Raw genomic sequence first — 23166 nt, forward strand, 5'->3', positions numbered from 1 at the left:
TTTGTAATCGTAGATGTACATGGTAAACCCTTTTTCAAGATGCTGCCGTATGAAGTTATTCACCACGGCAAACGATTTTCCTGACCCAGGCGTACCCATGACCAACGTTGCCCGAAACGGATTAACCACGTTTACCCATCCCTTCCGAAGCTTCTTCTTCACATGGTATTCTGTTGGAATATTGACCGAGTATTCGTTCTGTTTCAACTCTGCCTCCTGCTCGAATGACTCGTTTTCGTCATTGAACGCATCTTCTCCAATCTGCACACCCAGAATCTGATTTGCGTAACTGCCCGCCTTGATCAGCAGCAAATAGCCGATCAGCGTTGTTACTAAGTAGGCTCCGTTACGGGTTTCAGCCGACAGCCACGCCACCCGAAGAAGTTTTCCATTTAACAATAATAATGCCCCGCCAATAACACCGGCCCAGGCAACATGTGTCCAGCTTACGTTTAGCTGCTTACGCGTTTTGTTACCAAACGTCCATATCCCAAGTAGCAACAAGGCGGCTAGCTTGGAATAGATGGGATGAGAAAAAAGGTGAGTTGCCCGGTCTATACTTAGGATGAACCGGTCTAGCAGGGCAAAGCTGAACCCTATCGATTGTATCGTGTCGTAGCAGAAGAAGTATAGATGAAACCCAATCAGAGCTAGCGACATAAAAAGGAGCATATTCAGTATACCCCTATACTCTTTGTCCTGCGTTCCCATTTGACGTTGACGTAGCGATGACTATTGAACAAACTTGTTTCTATCGCTAATATATGGTATATATTATTTTCGTCAACACTATGTCTCCTAGTGCGCACCCAAGCTCCGAAAGGCAATCGACTAATCCCAACCCATATATATAATATATTATTTGTTTAGTAACGGCGCCACTTTCGCAACTGATTTTTTTTCTGTTTTTTATTCACTCGGCCTGGAACATGCTCCTCTCCTGCTGGTTTTTCTGGTAGCCCTCCAGTCTGATCCGGTACTACTGAGCCTTTCGTTTGCTTCTCGGTTTTCTCATCAACCACCTTGTTATAACTTTGGACGATCGTTGATTCCGTGTACCTTGTCGCTTCTCGTTTATATGCCCCTGTTTCTCTCGTATCAACTAGTTTTTGTTTTTGAACGGCAGCATCATGAGAACTTTGGATTACTGGTTTCGACTTTTCAACAGGTTTCCGTTCCCTCTTTTCTGAGAAGCCTTTCACTAGCACTTCCCTGCTGAAGGGCTTTTCTAATTCAGCTTCGTGTATAACGGCTCTGGTCTGTTTGCTTATGTAGAGGTAAGCTCCATTTGCTTCTCGTGTTTCGATGCCGAGTTGGCGTAACGTCTGTTTAAACTCGGTTTCTGTCAAGCTTCGGTAAAGGGCTAATCGCTTTTCAATCAGGCTTTCTAATGCATTGCACTCTTTTTTGTGTTGATTTTCCCGATTTGAGAATAGCTCTGTTAAATTGGCATGTGTTGGCCGGCTTGGCAGACTACTTGCTTTGATTGGTCGATTATCAGCCCCCCCAGGATTAACATGTTGGTAAGTGATCCCTGTTTGGCTACGCCCAGCTTTCGTATTCATTACAATCCCTTCGCAACTCAAGTATTGCTTGAGGCTGTTCACTGATCCAAATGAGTACGTCTCCAATGTCCTTTTTACCTTATCGTCAACTGTCAGCCTGGTAGACTGCTGTTCAATACCTAACTCCTCCCCTACCCTACCTGGCACTTTCGTCGGTAATGGGCGTTCGGCTTGCACCAAACCGTATTTTGTTTCGAGTCGACGACGTACTCTTTGCAACCGGTTCTTGATGAATTTATCCGTGATTTTACGCCCTTCTGCATCCACCGCAACGCTCACCACGTGAATATGCGGGTGTTTCGTATCATGATGCTGGTACATCAGGTAAGGCTGTTTACCAAAGCCTATTTCCCTCATTACCTCACCCCCTATGGTTTGCAGCTGATCGACTCCTACCACTTCTTTGGGATGAAAAGCAACTGCTAAATGCACCGATGGTTTTTGGATGCCAGGATTGAGACGGGCATACTGTTCGAGTAGTTGAAGCCTGAACCGCGCATATTTTTGGGCTTTCTCATTATCGGGGTAGTTGGCAATTTGGATACGCTCGGCCTCTCCCTGCTCCACTTTCTGCTCATTGTACCGTAAGGCTCCAGCTACATCTTTTCCAGTCAAGATTCGTATAACCATGTTGTGATCTGTTCAATGGTTTTCTGAATCCTAAGGAGCTCTTCGTTTAGCTTATTGACAACAGTTGGCTGAGCTTCCTCCTTCTGCTCTTCTTCGATTATCTCATAGATACGTTGCAATTGGCGTCCCCTTTCCTGCAAATTGATGATGATTGTCAGTAGCAATTCATCTGGTTTCGGCCCCCTGCTTTGCTTGTCTGATAACAATATTTCCTTGAGAAAGTGAGCGAACGCGATCTTACTGCCCGCCTTCCGTTGCACGTATTTTGCCTGTATTACACTATTCTCAACGGGAGTTACCCAGCAATTAAGTTTGATGGTCGATCTTTCTGAATCGATTTTAGGAGGTCTGCCCCCGCTACGTTGGCCTATTTTTCTATTTTCCACCTGTGCGTTGTACGCTGCGTACAGTTGATTTTCAACTTATTTTCCATTCTCTTCTAAGTGAGAATGAAAGCAGGGCAGTTTCGCGGGTAGCAAAACACATCTTGCAAATACGTCCTAGTGAGGTGGTGTGTATTCAGATGGCCAGTACAAATATGCTTATGGTCTATCTCTTATCAAAGTGACCTTGTTGTGCTTAACGGTGCATGTCTTTTAAGATTGAATCGACTTACCTTTTCCTTTCTTATCTTATCCTGTTCCAAGAGACGTAGCACATTTCAAGCAAAATAGAGTCCAACTAGCTAGTAGTCAGAACAATGAACTCAAACTTTATAACAATATGGCATTGTTATAATACTATACATTCAATCCTTTACCTAACTATCTAATGTTATCATAAATTCACAATGTAGCATTATAAGTTTATGATAACATTAGATTATGCATAGAGCACAATGCGGCAGTGTAATAATATGTCTTTATTATTTTATAGTTTTATTATTGTTTTACATTACAATATTATATTTTTACATAAATAAAATAATATCTTAAATAGTATATAAATTAGTCTTTTATTGTCTTAGTATTTTTTGTACTTATTAACTATTAATTGTATTTAATAAAGAACTTAACTAATAAGTACATAGGTATTTATATATTTCTCTTAAAATTGCACTAAATCATACAAAGCGCTTCCAAGATGGCAAAACTGATTTCCGTATGTACCCAGAAGGGGGGTGTCGGTAAAACGACACTGACTATGCTGTTGGCCACCTACTACCATACTACCGTAGGGAAACCGGTAACGGTAATTGATGCTGACTTCCCTCAACACTCTTTTGATGCAACGCGCCGATCTGAATTGGCAAGCATCCAGAACGACGAGGAGATACAAAGTCTATATGTGACACTGTACCCGGAGATGAACCGTGAGTTGTATAAGGTCTACAAGGGTTCACTCGAAGAGTTGGCTATGTTCCTGACCGACCTTAAGGGTAGGGGGGAAGATGAACTGGTCTTCATCGATATGCCTGGTACCATGAACGTCAAAGGCTTTGATCGGGTAGCATCGCAGTTGGATTACGTGATACTACCAATGGAAGCAGACAAAATGAGCTTCACGGCCGGACTGCAGACGTTAGACCTCTTCGACCTTTTTCGGGAAGCTAAGGGAGCCGACTACCAACTGTTTATGCTCTGGAACAAGTACAAGAAATCGGAAAATCCGAGCTTGATGCAGGGAATAGAAAACATTGTGCGGGAACGAGGGAATGTGAAGATACTTGAACACCGGGTAAGTGACTCAGTAACCTGGAAACGGGAACGTTCCACGCTGTTTCCGAGCGACAAGGTTAAAAACCTGGTTGGAGAATTAAATCAGTTACTTAATATCACTCAACCAGTAGGATAAGCCATGGCTAAAAACAAGAAAACCTTAGACGACGCATCCCTTCGGGCGATGGCTAACCTGGCAACGGCTTCATCTGACCTCAGCAAGCTACAGGAGAATTACGGGTGGAATGCGGATGAAACCGCGCCAGTCGAACAGCAACCGAAAGTGACTGCAATGGAGGTGTCAGCACCATCAGAACAACCATTAGCAAATGAACCAGTTGATGAATCACCGGTTGTGCCAACAGTGGAGGAGGCAATCCAATCACAAACTGAGGTTTCAAGCAAAGTATCAAAGGAGCCCGCAACGTCAGGTAAAAAGGTGGATAAATACACAAACACGTACTTACAACCTATTAAAGGGTTTGAAAGGCCCACAAAGGTGGCTTACATATCAAAACGCTCACATTCATATATCGCATTTTTACAGCGATACGCTGACCTGACAGGCAGCAAGGTATCAATGCAGGAAATCATGGAGAATATATTCCGACAGCACTTCAGCGACAATAAGGCTGAAATCGAGATGATGAGGACAACAGTACAACAAAAGGAAGCCGAACTACACGAATGATAACACTATGGATCAGTGCATCCCTGCTAGCTCTGACGGGCTGGCAGGGCTACCGGTTAGGAAAAGAGTATGGATGGTGGGGGAGGAGCACAACCCTATCTAAAAAGGGGGAAGTGGCTGAAATACCTTCATCAGAAAACACCATATCAGCTGAGAATGGCTTGGGCCGTTCAAGAACCAACTTTGGGAAGTTACTGGGTGGATTTACAACAACAAACCAACAAGCCCTTGAAACTGATGATAGCAGCATCGATGAAGAGACGGAGGGACCAATTATTGAGCCAGCCACAACCCTGATGCCGAAAGATGGACCTATGAACGAAACGGAGTTTCCAGCCGAAACGGATCAGATACCCGAAACGTGCAGCTGGATGGATGAGGAATCTATTTCATTGGTCGACTTTGAAAACGATGATGAATCAAAAAGTGAACAGCCACTTGTGCCGCTGAACGAATATGTAAAGCGAGTACGTACAGTTCAACGAAAAATGACGCAACTGAACAAAAGACGCAACGCAGATACAAGCTTTGTAAAACAAGAACTAGGGCTATTGATCAATACGTATCAGCTTGAGAATGACCAGGCATTAGATTGGCTTTTCAAACAGCATGAGCAAACGTCTAAACCTGATTATGGCTCGCTCTTCGATCGGATTGAAAGCTTAACAGCCTAAAAAAATTTTGCCCCAATTAAAATACTATATATATTAGCGCCGTATTTTCAATATGTATAATATATAATGAAGGCAATTTTGTTCAATTTAGGCATTGTAGGGATGCTTCTACTAAGTCAACAGATGCTTGCCCAAGATGAATTAAAACAGGCAGTTGAGGGTGCAACGACGCAAATAACGAACGCTAGAGCGGGAGCGATCCGACTTGGACAAGCAGCTGCAGCGATAGTGGGAATTGTGGGGGCCATTGCGGTATACAGTAAATGGTCAAACGGAGAGAGTGACGTACGGAAGGCCAGTGCTTCATGGTTGGGTGGCTTGCTGTTCATAGCCATCGCCTTTATGATTCTAGAGTCCATTTAACTGTAAAAACAACTCAACAATGCAAAATCGCTTTAACCAATCGAAGGGTACTAGCGCGGCCCAACTTATCGCGTTAATTGTGGCAGGCGTACTGGTGGCACATATTGCCCCGGCGCAAGGATTAAGTACTCAAGGGTTGAGCACGGCGGCAACACAGGTCAGAGGAGCGTTCACGATCGTAACGAATTTGATGTACGCCGTTTGTGCCATCATAGGCATTGTTGGTGCCATTTCAGTCTATAGCAAGTGGTCAAACGGAGATCCTGATACCCGGAAAGCAGCAGCCTCCTGGTTTGGCGCGCTCATTTTTGCGGGATTGGTCGTAGTGACACTGTCGGCCGTATTCGGAGCTTAATATGTTTCGAGTTAATAAAGGAGTGGATAGGCCACCTCAGGTACTCGGCATCAGAGGAATGAATTTCCTGATGGTCTTGGGAGGAGCAGCTGTTGGACTGCTGGTTGTAAGTACGTTCATTATGATCGTAACTGGCTGGTCAGGATTGATCTGTTATGGTACGTACCTGGTTGGGCTGATTGTACTCTACGGACAACTGGTACGGATTTCCCGGGTGCATGGGGAACGGGGAATGGCCCGAACACAGGGACGGGGCAGACAGCCTAAATTGATCATGGTTAGAAGTTCGGGGGTATATAAACAACTGAGGCATGAACCTAAAAAGTAAAGCTATTCATGACGTGTTTCCCCTAAGAGCCATTGAGCAGGATTGCCTCATATCGGTTCACGGGGATTTGACTGTTTGCTTCGCCGTTAGCTTACCAGAAATATTTACCCTGAATGCAAGTTTCGATGGGGTAGGGGAGGGGCGCGTTGAGCAGGGAGATTACATCACCCTGTGCAACGTATGGACAAAAGCGTTAGGTGTACTGCCAAGCTATACGATCCTGCACAAACAGGATTGGTTCGTGGAAGAAAACTATCAAACTTCAGGCGAAGGAGCAGGCACAACGCAACGCACATTCCTTGATCGGGCCAGTGATCGCCATTTCAATGAGCGTCCCTACCTCCACCACGAGTGCTACCTGTATTTAACCAAAACCCATCCAGAACGACGGGACGTGAGTGCGGTCAAAACATCGCTGGCGCGTGGTCGACTGGTACCAAAGGAAGTAGGGAATAAGCACAAAGTTGAGGAGTTCTTTAACAGCGTTGAGCAGTTCACTTCGATTCTGGAAAGTAGCCGGTTAATTGGCCTGCGTCGGCTACGATCAGCCGAATTGGCCGGTACGAGCGAAAAAGCGGGCTTGTTAGAGCGATATATGAGTTTATCGCTCCGCGATGAGGTAGTAACGCTGGCGGATTTAGAGATGGATGAGGAGTTACGGGTTGGGGGGAAGTATGCCAAATTCTACACAATCTCGGATATTGACGATCTGCCCGAGTGGGTACACACCAATAACCGGGTTGAAGCACTCTCCACAGAAAGGTCGAATGTGTCGGTAAGCTATGCGGCTCCGATTTCGCTGATGCTTCCCTGTAATCACATTTACAACCAGTACATCTTTATCGAGGATAAGCAGGCGGCATTCCCCAAATTAGAGCAACGGGCTACACAAATGAGGTCACTGGCCAACTTTGGGAAGGATAACGAAGTGAACGCCATGCTACTGAACCAGTATCTAAGCTATGCAGCTGAGACTGGTTTTACGCCGGTACGTTCTCATTTCAACATTCAGGTCTGGACCGAAGACAGAAGCCGTTTACCAGTACTGCGCAATCTGGTTTCTTCAGCCATCGCCAAGCTAGGCGTTCGGCCGCGTGAAAACACGAAGGACGCGTTGGGTCTATTCTGGGCAGGCATACCCGGTAACGCGGCCGATCTGCCCAGTGAAGACAAATACTGGTCTTTTGTACCACAATCAGTGTGTCTGCTCAACCAGGAAACAAACTACTATGATTCAGTCTCCCACTACGGCGTGAAACTGGTTGAGCGAATGAGCGGAAAGCCGTTAGTGGTCGACTTATCCGATTACCCGATGAATAAAGGGTGGGTAACTAACCGGAACAAGTTCATACTGGGTCCATCTGGCAGCGGCAAATCGTTCTTTACCAACCATGCACTGCGAAGTTTTCACGTTCAGGGTAGCCATGCCGTCATTGTTGATGTTGGCCACTCGTACCGCGGACTGTGCGATATGCTGGGTGGGCTGTATCTTACGTATTCAGAAGAAGAACCGATTAACTTCAATCCGTTCTTTATCGAAAACCGCCTGCTCCCCGACGTCGAGAAGAAAGAAGCCATCAAAGTACTGCTGCAGACGCTCTGGAAACGAAGTGACGAGCGGCAAACGATGTCGGAATACACTGCGCTTTCGGATGCCGTGACGCAGTATTTCGAAAGTTACCTGCCCAACAATCCGGATACCTTCCCCTGTTTCAACTCGTTCTACGAGTTTATGCAGTCAGATTTCCCCCGGTACCTGGACGAACACAAAGTACAAATCGGTTATTTCGATTATGATAACTTCATCTATGTACTACGGCCCTTTTACAGGGGTGGCGAATACGAGGAGTTACTCAATAGCCAGGCTAATCTGGATCTGCTGAACATACCCTTTATCGTATTTGAGCTGGACAACATCAAGGATCACCCTATCCTGTTTCCAGTGGTGACCATTATCATCATGGACACTTTCATTTCAAAAATGAGAAAGCTGAATGGGGTTCGGAAGATAATTCTCATTGAAGAGGCCTGGAAAGCCATCATGAAAGATGGGATGGCTGAATACATCAAATACCTCTACAAAACGGTACGTAAGTTTTTCGGGGAAGCCTGGATTGTCACGCAGGAAGTAGACGACATCATTGGCAACAAGATCGTTAAAGACTCGATCATCAACAATGCCGACACCAAGATCCTGCTCGACCAGCGCAAGTACCGCAACAAGTTTTCCCACGTAAAGGATTTGCTGGCCCTGACAGATAAGGAGAAAGATCTTTGCCTGTCATTGAACAGGGACCTCGACCCAAAGCGAAAATACAAAGAGGTCTTTATCTCCTGGGGAGGACAAGAATCAAAAGTATATGGCGTCGAAGTATCGACCGAAGAGTATCTGGCCTATTCAACTGAGCAAACCGAAAAAATGCGGCTCGAAGAAAAGGTGGCATCCTACGGCGGTAATTACGACTTAGCCCTGCGCGACTACGCCGACGAAGTGAAGACCGGCACTCTCGTTAGTCGCTAAATCTGCGAATCTATTTCTATACCGAAGTGAAGCAGTCTATTAACAAACTGCTCTTGACCAGCCTTTGCCTTTTTGGTTGGATGTACCCCATTCAGGCCGGTGTTAGGAGCGTACCAAATGGCTTACACGTTAAGTTGGCGATGGCTGAAGTGGACACCACAAATCCGGGTCAGCCTCCACAACAAAGGCCACCAGGACAGACGTTGCTTGGTGGTTTAGGCGATGAGTTATCCGGAGAAATCGAGAGTATCATCGGCGAAACAGAGAATTCCATAATGCAGGGTATTCAGGATGAACTTACCGGATTGCTTGGTAACGCCCTGGGCCAACTATTTGACGTCTCGCCTATCTCGGCGGTTAAATCCCTCCAGTCGATGGTGAAGGACGGTTTATCCAAGCAGCAAAAGATCGAGTATCAAAACTATAAGGTAGACTACGCTTGGAAAAAAGCACACATGGAGCTCTCGCCTGCCTTTGCTACATACTATCGGGAGCTAAATCTGAACCAGCTTACCGGTGCCATTGGGGCCAGTAAGAAAGCGGCCGACAAATTTCTGAATACGTCAGCATTTACGGCTAAAGAAGCGGCAGCAATGCGACAGGTTTTACAGGGGGTTGCTGAGACGAGCGATTTGGAAGCTGAGGTTAAAACGATTATTAACCTTGGCGGTAAACCGGTGTGGATGTCAGAAGGAGAACGGTTATCGGCCCTAAACGCCGTGCGAACGGACCTTTACGACCGAATTAAGCGGACCAATCAGACATTAACCCTAATCCGAGCGACCTATCAATTCCGATCTCGGGAAATAGCTAAAAACGCTTATAGGCAGGGATTGTACAAACAAAACTCAACGCTCAACCGGACAGTAAGCACCCGCTCTACTACCTACCAAACCAGATGAAAAAGCGAACACTATACTGGGTCTGGCTCAGCTGCGTAGCTGGTACTGCCAACGCACAGATGCCCTCCGCCAATGCAATACCAACTGGAAACAGGGGTAGCAACGTCATTCAATCCGAGATAGACCAACTATTAAGCGTGTCAGAAAGCGACATAATGGCGGGTTTAAAAGATGCTGGACTCGACTATGGTGAGCTCATAAAAGAAAAGGTCATGGACGAGGTAGTCAAAGGGATTGCTAATGCTACTGTACTGGCTCCTATTGCTACCGAGATCATGGAGCAATACCAGAAACAGAAGAATAAGGACCTCGCCAAAGCCATCGAGAAGTTAAAGAGAACGTGGAAAGATGGCCAGGAACGGATCAACAAAGTTCGTTATCAGGATTTCAAAGTCAAATACACCTATCAGCAGGCAATGAATAAAGCCCCGTTAGACGTGATGCAAGGCACCCGTCGCCAGGCCATTGACGAGTCAGTAAAGGCATTGTGGACAGATGGGCTGCCTGTCGCTATAACAATCACAGATCCCACCAATGCTCGGCTGATGAAAGAGGACATTGATGCGCACTATCCAAACGAGGACATTGGCTGGACAGTGTTAGCCTCAGCTCGCTCGTCGTTGCTAGCCGATGACAAAACATTGAAGGCAAAAATGGCCCTCGTTGAGAAGCAGGGTCAAACGGCGTACCTATCACCAGCGGACCGGCTTCGGCTGCTTCGCGAAATTGATAAGGAAAGCAAGGCCCGTCGCACAACGCTACTGGCGATGGACAAAATCACTTCGCAGGGGCTGGACTACTACAAATACCAACGTAATCGGAAAGCTTACCAAACTAAATACCTACGAACCCAATCGTATCGCTAAACCTCAACTGTATGCAGGCAATTCTGTTGGTTTCGCCCGTCCTGGAAACATCGATCGACGAAGTGTTCACCCAGTTTTCAGATGGATTTGGGGCATTGGTTGCCTTTGGTCAGGCTATTGGCTTCATCGGTGCACTTTGCTATGTGTTTTACCGGATCTGGGGGCACATGTCCCGGGCCGAGCCCATCGACGTGTATCCGCTGCTCCGCCCCTTCGCCCTAGCCCTTTGCCTGCTTAGCTATCCGCTGTTGGTCAAAGGTATGGTGGGCATCGGGCGATTGCTTGATAAAGGAACCGGCTCCATGGTGGCCAGTCAAAAAGCGGAAGTAGAGCGCTTGAACCAGGTCAAAAGAGCAAAAGTCAAAGAGAATTGGGATAAGATTCTCATTCCGCCCGGCGAAGATGGCGAGATCGGCACCTGGGATGTTGTCAAGACTGTATTCGGCCCCACAGGTAGCGGTAACAGTTTGGTGGGAAATGCCGTGAGCGGGGTCATGCAGTATTACTTTGATCAGTTTCTAAGTTGGCTGGGGGAAATCTTCTACGATCTGGCGGCTATTTACATCAAACTGATCAGCACATTCTTTTTGATCGTACTGGCGCTCACCGGCCCAATCACCTTTGGCCTAGCCACCTTCGAATGGTTTTACTCCGGTCTAGCGGCCTGGTTCTCGCGCCTGATCCATATCCTGCTATACATTCCGCTGGTCAATATTCTGGGTTCGATTCTGGAGACAATCCATATCTCCATGCTGAATCAGGATCTGGCCGTTTTTGATGAGCAGCTGCGATCGGGAAATACCGGCATGGGTTCGTCCGATTGGGGGCTAATCATTTTCTATTTCATTGGGGCAGGAGCGTACCTGTCAATACCCAAAGTAGCTTCCTACATCATTGAATCTACCGGGGTGGGCGATGCCATCAGTTCTGCCATGCAACCAACGGCAATGGTAGCCGGGGCCAGCACAGGCCAGGCAGCCGGGGCTGGAGCAGCCTCACTAGGCCGAAGTGTTGCCAGTGCGTTCTCATCGTCAAAATCGCAGCCGACCTCAAACAGCATCTAACATGAACGGACAATTTCGTTACCTGACCAATTTAGAAACATCCTTCAAAATGGTGCGCTGGATGGCCATCATTGCAGTAGTTGGCAGTCTCGCGTTCGCGCTGGGTGTAGCCTACTGGGCGTTCGCCGAGGTATCGGCCAGTCGCCAAAAAGTGTACGTACTCGACAATGGAAAGTCCATTATGGTAGCCCTGGCTCAGGAGCAGAACATCAACCGGCCAGCTGAAGCAAAAGACCACATCAAGACATTTCATCGACTCTTTTTCACGCTTGAGCCCGACGAGAAACAGGTCGAAGGTAATATCCGGGAAGCAACGTACCTGGGCGATCGCTCGGTTGTCAGGTTGTATCAGGATTTGCAGGAAGCGGGATATTATGGACAGTTGATTCAGGGTAACGTACACCAGAAGGTAGAGATTGATAAAGTCGAGGTCAATTTCAGCCAATCACCCTATCGCGTGGTGACCAGCGGACGGCAACTGCTGATCCGGGCCAACAATATCACCATCCGAAAATTAGTGACGGAGTGCTACCTCATTGATGTGGCCAGGACGGACAATAACCCGCATGGCTTCATGATTGAGCGGTTTAAGGTGGTCCAGAATCAGGACATCGAAACGGTTCAGCGGTCCAACCAGACTTCGAATCTATGAACAGGTCACATCATACGTACTGGCGGTTATGGCGCAGACTTGTTGTCCGAAGACTACGAGGGTGGGAAAGTCGGCCTTTATCTCAGCGAAAATGGCACGTGCTGACCGCATTTTTTACCCTGTTGTTACTGGGTGGGTGGTCCGTGAGTATGAATTTGTCGAACCAGCCACCTGTCCTGCCTTACTCTTTTTCCAAGGGTCAACCATTAATCCCGAAGGTATCTACTCATTCAGAAACCCAACGTGTAACTCATGAACCTTACCGATCCGACTCAACCAGAAAATTACACCGATAATCCGTCACCTGCGGATATTCCTGATCCGGCCGTGGCACCAACGGCACGCAAATCGTTTCAGGACGTCTTGAAAGACAAACGGTTTTGGATGACAGCACCCGTGCTATTACTTGCTCTTGGATCAACCGGGTACTTCCTGATTGCGGGGACTGAGAACAAACAAATACCGCTCATCAACAATGTGAACGCAACGATCCCGAACGCACAAACCGACAGCGTGCCCAAGTCTAAGTTGGAGTTACAGGCAGCCGAGCAGCGGCAGGGAGTAAACAGTCAGCCAACCGTCAACGGTATGCAAACAGGTATTGTCCCTGCACTTCCTGAAGCAGAGCCATCCAGGGGTTTGCCGGCTACACTCGCCCCCTACGTATACAAGCAAAAACAGATGCCCGAAGCAATCGATCCGGAATTTGCCGCAATGGACTCGTTGTATAACCCTTCGCCCCCTCCGCGTCAAAACAGGGTAGGAGGGAGGACCCGTTCATCTAATCGGATTCGGGCGGTCTCAACAGGTTATGCCCAAACGGCACTTCCTGATGAATTTGAGGAGGAGGCACTGCCCAGACGGGATGTGCAGAAACAAGTAGACGACAGACAGCGACTACTGGCTTTGTTGACAGAGTACAAGCGGGACAAAGAAGCCAAAGCGGCTATTGCCCGCGAAGGGGAGCGGCCGCGTAAAGCAGAATCAGGGGTTGTCGTCTCTACATTGGGGGAAATTATCAATCGACGATTGAATGGTTTCTATGGGCTATACACCCAGGAACAGAAAGGGGGTCAGGAATCGGCTTCAACGGAAGAGCTGGGCACCATCCGGGCGGTCATTCATCAAGATCAGCAAATTACCGATGGAGGACGGGTGCAGCTTCGCCTACTGGAGCCAGTGACTGTACGTGGTATTCTCATTCCGGCCAATACACTAGTTTTCGGTACTGGCAGTTTTGGAACAGAACGCGTGGGTATCACGCTGAGTAATCTTCAGTACGAAGGACACATATTCCCCATTAAGCTTACTGTGCACGATATGGACGGTATGCCTGGTGTGTTCGTGCCGAACGTGCTGGCTGCGCAAGAAGGAAAGCAACTGCTGGGACAGACCATTGGCGGGGCCAACTACAATCTGAATGGTACCTCAGCCAATAGCGCCAAAGCAGCTGCAACAATGGCCGGCATATCAGCTGCACAGTCAGGTCTGTCTGGTGCTAGAAGCATCCTTCAACGTAAGATTGTCCAACAGAAGGCTACGCTGAAAGGAAACTATTATGTACTGCTCAAATGAGCTTAGCCAAGTAATTACTGAATTGTATGAAACGACTTATTTTTTCTGTTAGCGCGCTCCTCATCCTGTCGGGTCAGTCTATGGCGCAACGCAAACCGACGTATATCAAGCGTACGCACGCAAAATTGATAAACAAGCGGGACGTACCGGCCCAGTCTCCCACCCCTGAAAGCCCTGTGCTGTTAGTTCAGCAACAAACGGTTGGTAAGCCAGACAGCACGTTTCGTGCTGAAAGTAAGTTTGCCGTGAACCTACCCGGGAATAAGCCCCTATCGGCTTCAGGAGCTCCACGCACTTCTCCAGAAGCGCTTATACAGCCCCAGCACATAATCCGTTCTTACTACGTCGATTTGGCGTACAACAAAACCGTATCAATCATTTTCCCAACGGCCGTGCGTTCAGTAGACCTGGGAAGCCGCAGCATCATGGCCGACAAAGCAGCTGACGTAGAGAACGTGCTGAAAGTAAAAGCGTCGCAAATCGGCTTCAACGAAACTAATTTTTCGGTAATGACCACCGACGGCAAATTCTACAGCTTCGTGGTAAACTATAATGAAACGCCATCGGTCCTGGCCCTCAACCTGGCAGGGTCTGGAAATACGAAGCAGGAAAGCCAGGGCAGTCAGATTAACTTAAACGATCGCACCCAATCCGTAAATGGTATCGATGGTCAGGAAGGAAACATCCATTTCGCAGGGGTGAAAGCATCGCAGTCAGACATCGTTTATGCCAGTGATCGTATACTACGGAATCGTAGCCGAGGAAAGCGGGGAACTGAGGCCAACAAGATGGAGGCTCGTTTGCGTGGTCTATATGTGAAAGATAACGTACTTTACTACCGGCTAGCCATTGAAAACGAATCGAATCTCAACTACGACATCGATTACGTGCGGTACTTCATTGTAGACGGCAAAACGGCAAAACTGACCTCTCGACAGGAAATTGAATTACGGCCAATTTATGTGCATAACGAAGCAATTACGACAGTGTATGGGCATCAAAAGATCGAGCGCGTATATGCTTTTCAGCGGTTTACTATCCCGGGCAACAAGCAGTTGCTAATTGTGATTGGCGAACAGAACGGCGGTCGGGAACTGGCATTTCAGGTGCAGAACAAGGACATCATGAAAGCCCGGCCATTATAATGGCCACTGTCTTTCAAACAGAAAAGCTCCGTCACAAGCGGAGCTTTCTGCATTTATACGATTCCCTACCGACGTTCTTGCTGGCGCAACCGCCGACTCATCTGGTCAATATCGCGTTGCAGTTTGTCAATGCGCTGCCGTTGCCGCTGCTGCACAAAGCCCCGAATTAAGAAAAACAGGAAGAAAATCACGAATCCTATTACCATCGCTCACACTCCTTTCTATCCGTCAACCGGATTTAAGTCTATTTAGTCGAAAGGTATAGTAAAGTGTATTATTTATCAAGTGTTGGCATGGCACCGGCAACATGAAACTCCAGCTAGACAGCCGCCTTGCTAACAAATGTGTGTACCCCGCCATTGGCGAGATGGCCTCAGCCTCAGGCAGCGGGAAAGAAGACCGGATGCGCGGCACCCGCAACAACGAAGAATTCCTAATCTCCATAAACCGGTAACGTACCTAGCGAGCCAGTTTTCTAATATCAGCTTCTCACAAAATCCCCGCCAGTAATAGCTGGGATTTTGTGTTCAGGTACGTTGTCTGCTTATCTGATCGCTTCATAACCGTATGCGTTTAACCCTGTGGTGGCCACAATCCGCCCTTTGCTGCCGCCCTGACCCGGTACCGCTACACAGGTGCCGTAGAAATATGCCCCCGAATTCTTGTCCACATCGGGCGAGCGCAACTTCCACAGGTGCTTGCCCGTGGCCGCGTCGATGGCGTGCAGACGACCGTCGCCCCCGCCCATGAAGTAGAGCACCCCATTGAGGTAGCTGATGGGCGAGGCCGAGCCTGAACTCTCCTCTTTCCAAAGCTGACGCCCTGTAGCCGGGTCTAAGCAGTAGGTGAAGCGGTTGTCGTTGTTGCCGAAGATCTTGCCATCCTGAATGATGAAGCCCGACGAACCAAAACCCTGATCGAAGTTAACCGTCCAGATTTCTTTGCCTGTCATCACATCATGACATTGCATAGACCGGGTAGACGTGTGATACACCTTGCCATCGTAGAGTTTCGCCCAAGACACGTTCGAATCCGGATATGAGCCATTGAGAGTAGCACGCTCGTACACCCATTTCTTCTGACTAAGATTGTATAATCCCATATTAGTAGGATAGCGTCTGCCCGTTTTAGCTGGGTCACTAAATAGGATTGCTAACATAACATCACTATCCTGCTCGAGTGAAAGCACTTGCCAGATACGACCTTTTGCGCTACTATTTGCATCCACCTCATTAAAATCGTAAGTAGGCGTAACTAATTTTTCCTCAACAGTATTGCCAACCACTTGAGCTCCGAAAAGGCTTTCATCAGCTTGGCTGTCATAAACCTTTCCAGAATTAAAATACAGGTTGTTAAAGCCCCCGGCTTGAGGAAATCGGGTTAGATTGACTTTATGCTTCCAGAAAGTGGATCCTTCGTTTAAATCAATACAGTATGTGCTAGTGCTTTCGTGAAAAACTAGCTTGCCTTGATATAGATAGTAGTCATCTTCATCAAGAGAAATTGGATCAAGGTAGTTGGGATTATTAAGCAGTCCCATCAAATCACTCCACTCCCATTCCACCTTGCCTGTTTCACTATTAAGACTAACCAAGAAACGTTTATTGTCTCGATTGGCTCCAGCCAAAATATACTTAGTGTTATACACAATCTGCGCTTCCGTAACTACTTCAGCTAGTTCTCCGTTATTAGAAATTGATGTTCCCCACAAATGGGGTAGCTTAGTAGCTACCCCATTTGTGTCAATAACCACGTCTTCATTTGACCGGCACCCAAACCAGCATACCGCAGTTATTAATACAAATAATACCTTTTTCATCACCTTGGGCTTGTCGCGAATGAAGTACCATAGCCACCGGAGAGAGCAAATCTATAAATTTCTCCCATTCTAGGATGTTTTCGCATCTGTAGGTGGTTCACCCCCACTGCCTCCACACGTACAGCGTTGTTGGCCCAGGCCGAGTTGAAGCCCGATTGCGAGGGAGCCTTCACAAACGCGTCGCTTTGTCCGTTGGTGTAGGCGTAGTAGGTATACGACGCGGTGTAAGTGTGTTGCTGCTGACACCCGTAATAAGCGTCGGCGCTCTGTTCAACCCTTGGGTCGTTGTAGCCTAAATCATTGATACACTGAGTCACCCCGTTCCAGTCTACGTCCTGATAGTACACCGTAAAGCTGGAAGGTATACCAGCCCCGATCAGGTAGTTCCAGATACGCTCTGAGTCGTAGCGAATCCAATTCATGCCTTTGTTCCATTGGATGGCAACGTATACTAGAGGAATAGCACCAAGACCAAACGTAAACGCACCAGCAACGGCGGCAGCAGCATAGTTGGTCCACATAGCAACCTCATAAACATCACTCGCCTGTTGAGCCCAGCCTACCATTCGTTCGTCACTATATGCCTGCTCTGAAGCAATCCGCCAATGAACTGGGCTTTCTTCGTTGCCGTAGATGAGTAGCTTGGCAGTAGTTGTCTGGGTGTTTCGCGGACTGCCATTTAAATACCCACTTCCTTCACTTAGATCCAGAGCGCTCTGATTCAAAAGATTATTGGTCAAGTAACCCTGTGCAGGTCCCTTCAGCAAATTAGCTGCTACTGAAACACTTATGCCAGCTATAGCAAATAAACCACCTGTCACTAAATTAAGGGTAGGGTCACTACCGGGCCCTGCGGCCAGTGTCTGAACACCATCTGCTACGGCATTGACAAGTTCTCCATTGCCGCCAGAATTGGCAATGCGCGCCCCATCGTGTGCGCTACCCGCCGTAATGATGGCCCCAAACGTGTTTTGACTATTGGGATCAGTATCAATATGCCGACCAACAACCCCACCCAGGCTATGGCCAAAATAGATGCTCTGCGAATTCGACGCGTACGAACTACGTACCTGATTAGCCATTGTTACTACTCCTTGTTGCGATGTAAAATCGTTTCGACTTAACGTATTTAATTGACGTTCCGCCGTGAACAAAGCGTCCCATTGAGCCCATTCAGTTTGGTCTGAACCCAATCCATGTACCCAAACGGCACCCCGACTCTGCGCCTGCGCCACTGTAGCCAGTGCCCAACAGGCAATAGCAATCATAAGTTGTTTCGTTTTCATGGCGAATTATCCCTGATTGTTTTTGATGACTATATTGTCAAACTGCGTATTATTAATGGTTTCCACACGTAGGTTGGTACGTGAGTTTGTATCCCATTGCTTTGTATGAATAACCTGCGGAATCAGCTTGTTTTTGTCATCATTTAGCTTGTAACGATAGAATGTCTGGCAGACCAGTTCGTTGGCTTCGTTGTATAGACTAGATCCGAGTACTATACCAAGTTTAGTATTCAATATATCGACTTGCGCATAGTTAGCGAAACCACCCCGTGCATTTCGGTTAGCCGAACGCACTGTGCTTCTTACGCTCATTACATTGTTTCCTAAATACTGAACAATACTTCCTTGTTGCTTAGCTGTAGCAACCAGGGCCATGACCTCCTGCGTCGATTTCACACCAATTACGGCGTTAGCGGCCGTTGGATCTTTCTTCATCCGGCTGAGTACAGGCATAAACGATTGAATAGGCACGGGGTTGGTATGTAGCAGTTTGCCCTGCCCATCATAGAAATACCCGGTGCCATCACGAAGAACACGGGTTTTCTGAGTTTGTGGCATTGGGTTGGGTGGCGTCAGGTCTTTCATCAACGTATTGCGCTTTGGCGTCAGCTTTTCCATCGTCCAATCTGATGTTCCATCCTCATAAATCTGAACGCTCATTCGGGTACGTGCCGACTTGGCCATAGCCCCTATTCTGTCGATCGTTGGCGCTTTCTTATCACTTCCAATTGGTTGATAAGTTAGCACTTCGGCCTCGTAACTCATAGAAATTACCCCCGTTTCAGGGGTCTTTCTACCAGGGTCGCTTTCCAGAAAATCTGGGGTACATCCATGCAGTAACCATATGCTACTAACCGCAATGGTTACTTGCAACAACCGATTCATACGTAGTAAACTAGTTTTCATTAACGTGCTTTTTTGTTACACATCAAAGGAAAATTATCCAAAGTAGTATACCAATACAGCATATGCATTAAACAATACAGATAACGAAACCAGTGGGTACTTATATATTAATAAGCGTTTAGTAATTAAATGGTAACATCAAGAACTTCTATTCGTACTACCTTGCTACACAGCCATAGTATTCATCGTTATAGCAATCAGCATTTACGCAAATGGAAACGTTACCTGCCAAACTCTGTCTGCTTAGGCAGGCAGTAGGCCTTTCGCAGTATCAGATCGCGTTTTTCCTTAACGTTAGCCAACCCACTTATTGCCGGTGGGAAATGGGAGAAACCCAGCCTCGCTGGCGAAATCTACAGACTATCGCTTCATTTTATCAGCTTTCATTACCAGCCTTTCTTGCAGCTGAAAGCAACGAATTAGCCTTTCAGGTTTTCTACAATAAATCAAATAAGTCATTAGCCTAAACAGCAAGGAGAAACAAGAGCTATAGCGAGTAGGGCCAACTGAAAGCCAGGGACTGTGGCCCTCTTTCACTTCCTGATCTATGGGATTACATAACGCTCATTTCGGGATATGAAACAGGAGTATCACAACGCGCTTTGAGCAATCAGGTTAAAACTAGTATGATTAAATATGATCTGGCCGCCGTGACGGTCTTTATACTTTTAGGCGAATGCAATTTTCCGTAATGAATCACAGTATTTCGAAGTTATGTGGCCGGGCAAAAGCCCGGCCATGTTCGTGTTAAGCCGAAACCATAACCGACTAAACATCCTCCACTACATCATTTAGCACATAATTGACCGCTTTATGAGCTTGACCCGATGCCCGAAAAATTAACGTTTTGTCGCCTTTTAAAGCCGACAACCAATTATGCAGGTAGGCGGCTGCATTGGTCAAAAGACGGTGGTCTGTCAGGTCAAGGCCGCAACTGCTGGCCAGATAACAGGCTCCGATTTCGGCTGTCAATTCTTCTTTGGCGTACAATTCCCCACCAAACCCGTCAGAATGAACTAACTCCTCCCGGTTCATTCGGTCGCGGTGGCCCGTTGAGTGAATCAGTTCATGAAACAAAACGCAGTAATAAGCTTCCAGGCAATCGAAAGCAGTAGGGCGGGGCATATTGACAATATCGAGCAACGGGCTGTAATAGGCACGAGCGGGATCATTATGCACGATTTCAGGTGCATTTGAATAACTTGAATATACAGCATCACATGCATTGTAACTGTACACCTCGTCAAGAGCATCGGGGGTTTTCAACTCTGGCAAATCAATAGTTACCCCTTCGACGTCGGCCACATTGAAAACGAAATAATGCTTAAGGAGCGGAATACCCACCTTTTTGGTTTTGGCTTCACCTTTGGTGTTTGTTACTTCCTTTTCTTTCTCCAGCACACTCCAGAAAACGACTAAATTACCCCGCGCACCTTTGCGAATATTACCACCTAATTCTGTTGCCTGTTTGAACGTCAGAAAATACGGGCGTTCATAACTAGCACATCCCAAAAGGACACTATTTATACCCGTATAGGGGCGTTTGCTGATGTAATTTTGAGCCACCTCAACCTGCCCATCTTTCAGGATACCCCACCGTTTACGCCATGGGATACGGCCTTTTTCAAGCTCGTCGACGACAAGATCTGTAACGCGGGCGTATAAGTCGGACGCGACCCCGGTCTTACTGCCCCGCTGTGCGGAAGCCTTTGCATTTTGCATTATAGTCGCCCGATGTAACACGTCGATGCAGCGCAATTGGAACACTATAAAGATACGGCACTTTCGGCATCTCTACAATATATATAGCTGACATACAGAAGTTTACACCTAACCCTTCTCCCCCTTTCGTCTTTAAGCTTTGTGTAAAAGATGTGTATCTCTAGTGGCAAAAGGTGTGCGTGCTTTAGTGTTAGCGTGCATCGTGAACGGAGGGCCACTCTTCAGTTGCTATCCGGGATGTAGAATTAGGTCATACGGCTCCGCTGCCCGCAAGGAGTGGTATGACCCGTGAAACGCGTGTGCAACCTGCAAAAAGTTAAAACACCTGAGTCAGATGCAAACTGGCTCAGGCTTTTTTGATGCCTATATCTTTTCAAGATACTCAACGCTAACTTCTGCTTCGCGTTGCTCCTGGTCGATACTGACTATAACATTGAACCGACTATAGCCGGTCACGATCCCGGTGGCTCCAGTACTGGTTAACCGCACTCGGTCACCAACGGCTGGTTTTAGTGGCAGTGGTTTGTAGAACCGTTTAAAATGTTTGCAGTAAGTCAAACCAAGTTGCCCGGCACGGTTGAACAAATAGCGCCAAGCCAGGCGGTACTCTTCACCGGCAAATTTCCAGTCGTGGCCCTTCACTAAGTCTTTACCCGCTACGGTTAGTTGGTTGTCTTTGGTCATGCCTGCAACCCAAATTCTAAATTCCTCCAGCCTTCTGGCGGGTGGGGTAAGAGCAGAATAGGCAGCCCCTTGAGAGTTTTTTGTGTTGACCATTGCTTAGTTGCCCGACTCCGAAACGGACGACCGATCCGTAGTTAGGCGTTAAATGGTTTTAGTGATCATTCATGGTAACTGTATCAAAATAGCCCTGAATCATGGGGACCAAGTATAGGTCGATTGTTTGACTGTCTATACCCGTATACTGACTAACCTGCTCAATCCATGCTTGTCCGATCTGCGCATCAACCCGACAAGCGGCCAAACGAATCAGCTTTTCATTTCCTGCTACCAAGCATATCAGGTCAGCAGGGGTAATGGCAAAAACTGGGACTATTCGGGCCATATGAAAGGCCACGTAAGTAGGATCTGCCGTTAGTCTATTCCATAAATTTGCTTGTGCTGTTTCCATAGGCTTGAGCGTTACTCTTTAAGGGTGAAGTTCTCATCAACATCATGCGCGAGGTCGGTAGGTACGTATGATAGGACTAAACCTGTTATTTGCTCAATCGTAGAAATCAGTTCCTGTGCCTCTACCTGCTCTATGACTATTTCGGTAAACTGCTGATGGTTGATAATGAAAAAGCTAACCTGATATCCGACTCCGTTCTGCTGGCTTTCCACCCGAATCGATGTAAACCGGGTGCATTTTATTTTCCATTGCAACGCATTCTTGCGGTTATCTGGCTTCAACGTTGTTGCCTTCATTCGGGAGAAAGCAACCTGACCAATTTGATTATAAATTGCCTTGACACATGGTTTCATTGTATGTCTCGATTGGCAAATAGAATAGTTACCGTTCATAGCTGGGAGCATTGGCCGCCAACTCGACGGGTTTGTTGGTAAATGAAAAACAAGGTGGCTTCGATGGCCTTACAGAGTAGCCAATTCGCTTCGTTTGGATCACATTGGTGAGCCGGGTTTTCAATGTCGGCAGCTTCTAGTCCCCGCCACATATCAGCATCAGCAAAAGGGTCAGAGAACACAAACCCCTGCTCACGCGCCTGGGCAATTAGGTCGCGGTTCAGGCGGTTGTCAATACCCTGCCTTATTGGGCAGGTCGCAACTGAATATATCATGGATTCGCCCGATGTAACACGTCGGTGCCGCGCAATAGGAACACTATAAAAATACCGCTTATCAGGCGTTATGGCAAGGTTTCAGGAATATACAGTCGGAGCCGTCGCTCCCTTTCGTTATCCGATTCGTTAACGTGCATTAAAGCATTACGAACGTCGGTTTTTCCTAAAAAGTAGATTAAGTACGTTGGAACTTACTTCCTTTTCATGAAACAAATCATCTTTTTTAAAAACCACATTACAGAACTGGACTAGGTCAATAACTGACCCAGCAAGCTGATTTGTGTACTTCATAGTTAATAGAGCGCCATTTTGGGGTTTAATCATTGTGTTGGTAAGTAATACATCACGGTTTACACGGGGGTATTCTGTACGAAATAATAGCCATCGGGTAATTATAGCTTCAACTGAAGCATTAAGTCGGGCGAAAACCTACTTCTATCTTGCTTTTAGATCTGGATAGAGCATCAGCAATAATTGACAGTTGCTAAACTCCGTGGTTTGACTCGTCTATTTGACAACCAGAATCCCCTCCCATGTACACTCCGCGTTTGGGTACGCTCGTGAAGCAGATGATATACTGGATACTGTATCTAAAATCGATAGCGGAAACAACGCCTACTTTAAAGCAAGACAGAAGTAGGT

27 protein-coding genes are annotated in these 23166 nt (G+C 47.1%); 15 read left to right on the forward strand and 12 right to left on the reverse strand.

Features of this window, described 5'->3' with window-relative positions:
• The 3 genes from F7231_RS24790 to F7231_RS24800 form a co-directional block, all read right to left on the reverse strand.
• On the reverse strand, nucleotides 1-711 hold a 711-nt coding region (locus F7231_RS24790; RefSeq protein WP_208295689.1), incomplete at its 3' end, for a YWFCY domain-containing protein.
• A gap of 155 nt (nucleotides 712-866) precedes the next feature.
• A complete protein-coding gene (locus tag F7231_RS24795) occupies nucleotides 867-2195 on the reverse strand; it encodes a relaxase/mobilization nuclease domain-containing protein (RefSeq protein ID WP_166693932.1) in 1329 nt (442 codons plus the stop codon).
• Nucleotides 2177-2581 (reverse strand): hypothetical protein, encoded by a 405-nt coding sequence (locus tag F7231_RS24800; RefSeq protein ID WP_208295690.1) that lies wholly within the window; start codon nucleotides 2579-2581, stop codon nucleotides 2177-2179. Before F7231_RS24800 ends, F7231_RS24795 begins: the two co-directional genes overlap by 19 nt.
• 697 nt (nucleotides 2582-3278) lie before the next feature.
• Here F7231_RS24800 and F7231_RS24805 point away from each other — a divergent pair.
• The 13 genes from F7231_RS24805 (at nucleotide 3279) to traN (ending at nucleotide 14989) form a co-directional block, all read left to right on the forward strand.
• On the forward strand, nucleotides 3279-3989 hold the full coding sequence (locus F7231_RS24805; protein WP_166693933.1) for a ParA family protein: 711 nt from the start codon (nucleotides 3279-3281) through the stop codon (nucleotides 3987-3989).
• Nucleotides 3990-3992: 3 nt separating this feature from the next.
• Entirely contained in the window at nucleotides 3993-4544 is a 552-nt protein-coding gene (locus tag F7231_RS24810) for a DUF3408 domain-containing protein (protein ID WP_166693934.1), read from the forward strand.
• Entirely contained in the window at nucleotides 4541-5218 is a 678-nt protein-coding gene (locus F7231_RS24815; protein WP_166693935.1) for a hypothetical protein, read from the forward strand. The genes F7231_RS24810 and F7231_RS24815 overlap by 4 nt, the downstream gene beginning before the upstream one ends.
• 66 nt (nucleotides 5219-5284) lie before the next feature.
• Nucleotides 5285-5581, forward strand: a complete 297-nt coding sequence (locus F7231_RS24820) for a DUF4134 family protein (protein ID WP_166693936.1) — start codon at nucleotides 5285-5287, stop codon at nucleotides 5579-5581.
• 19 nt (nucleotides 5582-5600) lie between these two features.
• Nucleotides 5601-5936 carry a DUF4134 domain-containing protein gene (locus F7231_RS24825; protein ID WP_166693937.1) on the forward strand — a complete coding sequence of 112 codons (336 nt, stop codon included), beginning with the start codon at nucleotides 5601-5603 and terminating at the stop codon, nucleotides 5934-5936.
• Between the two features lies 1 nt (nucleotide 5937).
• The gene (locus F7231_RS24830; protein ID WP_166693938.1) at nucleotides 5938-6264 is read left to right on the forward strand and encodes a DUF4133 domain-containing protein; all 327 of its coding nucleotides are present in this window, start codon (nucleotides 5938-5940) and stop codon (nucleotides 6262-6264) included.
• Nucleotides 6248-8785, forward strand: coding sequence for a TraG family conjugative transposon ATPase (locus F7231_RS24835; protein WP_166693939.1), 2538 nt, complete (start codon nucleotides 6248-6250; stop codon nucleotides 8783-8785). Before F7231_RS24830 ends, F7231_RS24835 begins: the two co-directional genes overlap by 17 nt.
• A 26-nt stretch (nucleotides 8786-8811) precedes the next feature.
• Nucleotides 8812-9687: a hypothetical protein gene (locus F7231_RS24840; protein WP_310589394.1), complete on the forward strand. Its 876-nt coding sequence runs from the start codon at nucleotides 8812-8814 to the stop codon at nucleotides 9685-9687.
• Nucleotides 9684-10553, forward strand: a complete 870-nt coding sequence (locus F7231_RS24845; RefSeq protein WP_166693940.1) for a hypothetical protein — start codon at nucleotides 9684-9686, stop codon at nucleotides 10551-10553. Before F7231_RS24840 ends, F7231_RS24845 begins: the two co-directional genes overlap by 4 nt.
• Before the next feature lie 11 nt (nucleotides 10554-10564).
• Nucleotides 10565-11617, forward strand: a complete 1053-nt coding sequence (locus F7231_RS24850; RefSeq protein WP_166693941.1) for a TraJ family protein — start codon at nucleotides 10565-10567, stop codon at nucleotides 11615-11617.
• A 1-nt stretch (nucleotide 11618) separates the two neighbouring features.
• Nucleotides 11619-12269, forward strand: coding sequence for a conjugative transposon protein TraK (gene traK / locus F7231_RS24855; RefSeq protein ID WP_166693942.1), 651 nt, complete (start codon nucleotides 11619-11621; stop codon nucleotides 12267-12269).
• A 252-nt stretch (nucleotides 12270-12521) separates the two neighbouring features.
• The gene (gene traM / locus F7231_RS24860) at nucleotides 12522-13844 is read left to right on the forward strand and encodes a conjugative transposon protein TraM (protein ID WP_166693943.1); all 1323 of its coding nucleotides are present in this window, start codon (nucleotides 12522-12524) and stop codon (nucleotides 13842-13844) included.
• A 26-nt stretch (nucleotides 13845-13870) separates the two neighbouring features.
• Complete coding sequence (traN, locus tag F7231_RS24865; RefSeq protein ID WP_166693944.1) at nucleotides 13871-14989, forward strand: conjugative transposon protein TraN; 1119 nt, start codon at nucleotides 13871-13873, stop codon at nucleotides 14987-14989.
• A gap of 65 nt (nucleotides 14990-15054) precedes the next feature.
• Here traN and F7231_RS24870 read toward each other — a convergent pair whose 3' ends face one another.
• Nucleotides 15055-15195 (reverse strand): hypothetical protein, encoded by a 141-nt coding sequence (locus tag F7231_RS24870; RefSeq protein ID WP_166693945.1) that lies wholly within the window; start codon nucleotides 15193-15195, stop codon nucleotides 15055-15057.
• Nucleotides 15196-15296: 101 nt separating this feature from the next.
• Between F7231_RS24870 and F7231_RS24875 the strand changes: the two genes are divergently transcribed.
• Nucleotides 15297-15443: a hypothetical protein gene (locus tag F7231_RS24875; RefSeq protein ID WP_166693946.1), complete on the forward strand. Its 147-nt coding sequence runs from the start codon at nucleotides 15297-15299 to the stop codon at nucleotides 15441-15443.
• Nucleotides 15444-15533: 90 nt separating this feature from the next.
• On the opposite strand, the gene F7231_RS24880 is transcribed toward F7231_RS24875, so the two are convergent.
• The 3 genes from F7231_RS24880 to F7231_RS24890 are packed head-to-tail and all read right to left on the reverse strand — an operon-like array spanning nucleotide 15534 to nucleotide 18859.
• Entirely contained in the window at nucleotides 15534-16808 is a 1275-nt protein-coding gene (locus F7231_RS24880; protein WP_166693947.1) for an outer membrane protein assembly factor BamB family protein, read from the reverse strand.
• A complete protein-coding gene (locus F7231_RS24885) occupies nucleotides 16808-18094 on the reverse strand; it encodes a hypothetical protein (protein WP_166693948.1) in 1287 nt (428 codons plus the stop codon). Before F7231_RS24885 ends, F7231_RS24880 begins: the two co-directional genes overlap by 1 nt.
• A 6-nt stretch (nucleotides 18095-18100) precedes the next feature.
• Nucleotides 18101-18859, reverse strand: a complete 759-nt coding sequence (locus F7231_RS24890) for a hypothetical protein (RefSeq protein ID WP_166693949.1) — start codon at nucleotides 18857-18859, stop codon at nucleotides 18101-18103.
• Between the two features lie 353 nt (nucleotides 18860-19212).
• On the opposite strand from F7231_RS24890, the gene F7231_RS27870 reads away from it, so the two are divergent.
• Nucleotides 19213-19467: a helix-turn-helix domain-containing protein gene (locus F7231_RS27870; RefSeq protein ID WP_166693950.1), complete on the forward strand. Its 255-nt coding sequence runs from the start codon at nucleotides 19213-19215 to the stop codon at nucleotides 19465-19467.
• Between the two features lie 301 nt (nucleotides 19468-19768).
• On the opposite strand, the gene F7231_RS24900 is transcribed toward F7231_RS27870, so the two are convergent.
• From F7231_RS24900 to F7231_RS24920, 5 genes are all read right to left on the reverse strand, one after another.
• On the reverse strand, nucleotides 19769-20722 hold the full coding sequence (locus F7231_RS24900; protein ID WP_166693951.1) for an ArdC family protein: 954 nt from the start codon (nucleotides 20720-20722) through the stop codon (nucleotides 19769-19771).
• 363 nt (nucleotides 20723-21085) lie between these two features.
• Complete coding sequence (locus F7231_RS24905) at nucleotides 21086-21499, reverse strand: KOW domain-containing RNA-binding protein (RefSeq protein WP_166693952.1); 414 nt, start codon at nucleotides 21497-21499, stop codon at nucleotides 21086-21088.
• A gap of 58 nt (nucleotides 21500-21557) precedes the next feature.
• Complete coding sequence (locus F7231_RS24910) at nucleotides 21558-21854, reverse strand: hypothetical protein (RefSeq protein WP_166693953.1); 297 nt, start codon at nucleotides 21852-21854, stop codon at nucleotides 21558-21560.
• An 11-nt stretch (nucleotides 21855-21865) separates the two neighbouring features.
• Nucleotides 21866-22207 (reverse strand): hypothetical protein, encoded by a 342-nt coding sequence (locus tag F7231_RS24915; protein ID WP_229370336.1) that lies wholly within the window; start codon nucleotides 22205-22207, stop codon nucleotides 21866-21868.
• 35 nt (nucleotides 22208-22242) lie between these two features.
• On the reverse strand, nucleotides 22243-22521 hold the full coding sequence (locus F7231_RS24920) for a hypothetical protein (RefSeq protein WP_166693955.1): 279 nt from the start codon (nucleotides 22519-22521) through the stop codon (nucleotides 22243-22245).
• Nucleotides 22522-23166 lie beyond the last annotated feature (645 nt).

It is taken from the genome of Fibrivirga algicola (assembly GCF_011742925.1).
Classification (GTDB): domain Bacteria; phylum Bacteroidota; class Bacteroidia; order Cytophagales; family Spirosomataceae; genus Fibrella; species Fibrella algicola.

Bases quoted from the DNA above. Each gene is read 5' to 3' on its own strand.
- F7231_RS24885 (WP_166693948.1), bottom strand. From the start codon at position 18,094: ATGAAAACGAAACAACTTATGATTGCTATTGCCTGTTGGGCACTGGCT.
- F7231_RS24920 (WP_166693955.1), bottom strand. From the start codon at position 22,521: ATGATATATTCAGTTGCGACCTGCCCAATAAGGCAGGGTATTGACAAC.
- F7231_RS24915 (WP_229370336.1), bottom strand. From the start codon at position 22,207: ATGAAACCATGTGTCAAGGCAATTTATAATCAAATTGGTCAGGTTGCT.
- F7231_RS24890 (WP_166693949.1), bottom strand. From the start codon at position 18,859: ATGAGTTACGAGGCCGAAGTGCTAACTTATCAACCAATTGGAAGTGAT.
- F7231_RS24845 (WP_166693940.1), top strand. From the start codon at position 9,684: ATGAAAAAGCGAACACTATACTGGGTCTGGCTCAGCTGCGTAGCTGGT.
- traN (WP_166693944.1), top strand. From the start codon at position 13,871: ATGAAACGACTTATTTTTTCTGTTAGCGCGCTCCTCATCCTGTCGGGT.
- traK (WP_166693942.1), top strand. From the start codon at position 11,619: ATGAACGGACAATTTCGTTACCTGACCAATTTAGAAACATCCTTCAAA.
- F7231_RS24810 (WP_166693934.1), top strand. From the start codon at position 3,993: ATGGCTAAAAACAAGAAAACCTTAGACGACGCATCCCTTCGGGCGATG.
- F7231_RS24805 (WP_166693933.1), top strand. From the start codon at position 3,279: ATGGCAAAACTGATTTCCGTATGTACCCAGAAGGGGGGTGTCGGTAAA.
- F7231_RS24910 (WP_166693953.1), bottom strand. From the start codon at position 21,854: ATGGAAACAGCACAAGCAAATTTATGGAATAGACTAACGGCAGATCCT.
- F7231_RS24905 (WP_166693952.1), bottom strand. From the start codon at position 21,499: ATGGTCAACACAAAAAACTCTCAAGGGGCTGCCTATTCTGCTCTTACC.
- F7231_RS24820 (WP_166693936.1), top strand. From the start codon at position 5,285: ATGAAGGCAATTTTGTTCAATTTAGGCATTGTAGGGATGCTTCTACTA.
- F7231_RS24850 (WP_166693941.1), top strand. From the start codon at position 10,565: ATGCAGGCAATTCTGTTGGTTTCGCCCGTCCTGGAAACATCGATCGAC.
- F7231_RS24795 (WP_166693932.1), bottom strand. From the start codon at position 2,195: ATGGTTATACGAATCTTGACTGGAAAAGATGTAGCTGGAGCCTTACGG.
- F7231_RS24880 (WP_166693947.1), bottom strand. From the start codon at position 16,808: ATGAAAAAGGTATTATTTGTATTAATAACTGCGGTATGCTGGTTTGGG.
- traM (WP_166693943.1), top strand. From the start codon at position 12,522: ATGAACCTTACCGATCCGACTCAACCAGAAAATTACACCGATAATCCG.
- F7231_RS24825 (WP_166693937.1), top strand. From the start codon at position 5,601: ATGCAAAATCGCTTTAACCAATCGAAGGGTACTAGCGCGGCCCAACTT.
- F7231_RS24815 (WP_166693935.1), top strand. From the start codon at position 4,541: ATGATAACACTATGGATCAGTGCATCCCTGCTAGCTCTGACGGGCTGG.
- F7231_RS24835 (WP_166693939.1), top strand. From the start codon at position 6,248: ATGAACCTAAAAAGTAAAGCTATTCATGACGTGTTTCCCCTAAGAGCC.
- F7231_RS27870 (WP_166693950.1), top strand. From the start codon at position 19,213: ATGGAAACGTTACCTGCCAAACTCTGTCTGCTTAGGCAGGCAGTAGGC.
- F7231_RS24870 (WP_166693945.1), bottom strand. From the start codon at position 15,195: ATGGTAATAGGATTCGTGATTTTCTTCCTGTTTTTCTTAATTCGGGGC.
- F7231_RS24875 (WP_166693946.1), top strand. From the start codon at position 15,297: ATGAAACTCCAGCTAGACAGCCGCCTTGCTAACAAATGTGTGTACCCC.
- F7231_RS24830 (WP_166693938.1), top strand. From the start codon at position 5,938: ATGTTTCGAGTTAATAAAGGAGTGGATAGGCCACCTCAGGTACTCGGC.
- F7231_RS24900 (WP_166693951.1), bottom strand. From the start codon at position 20,722: ATGCAAAATGCAAAGGCTTCCGCACAGCGGGGCAGTAAGACCGGGGTC.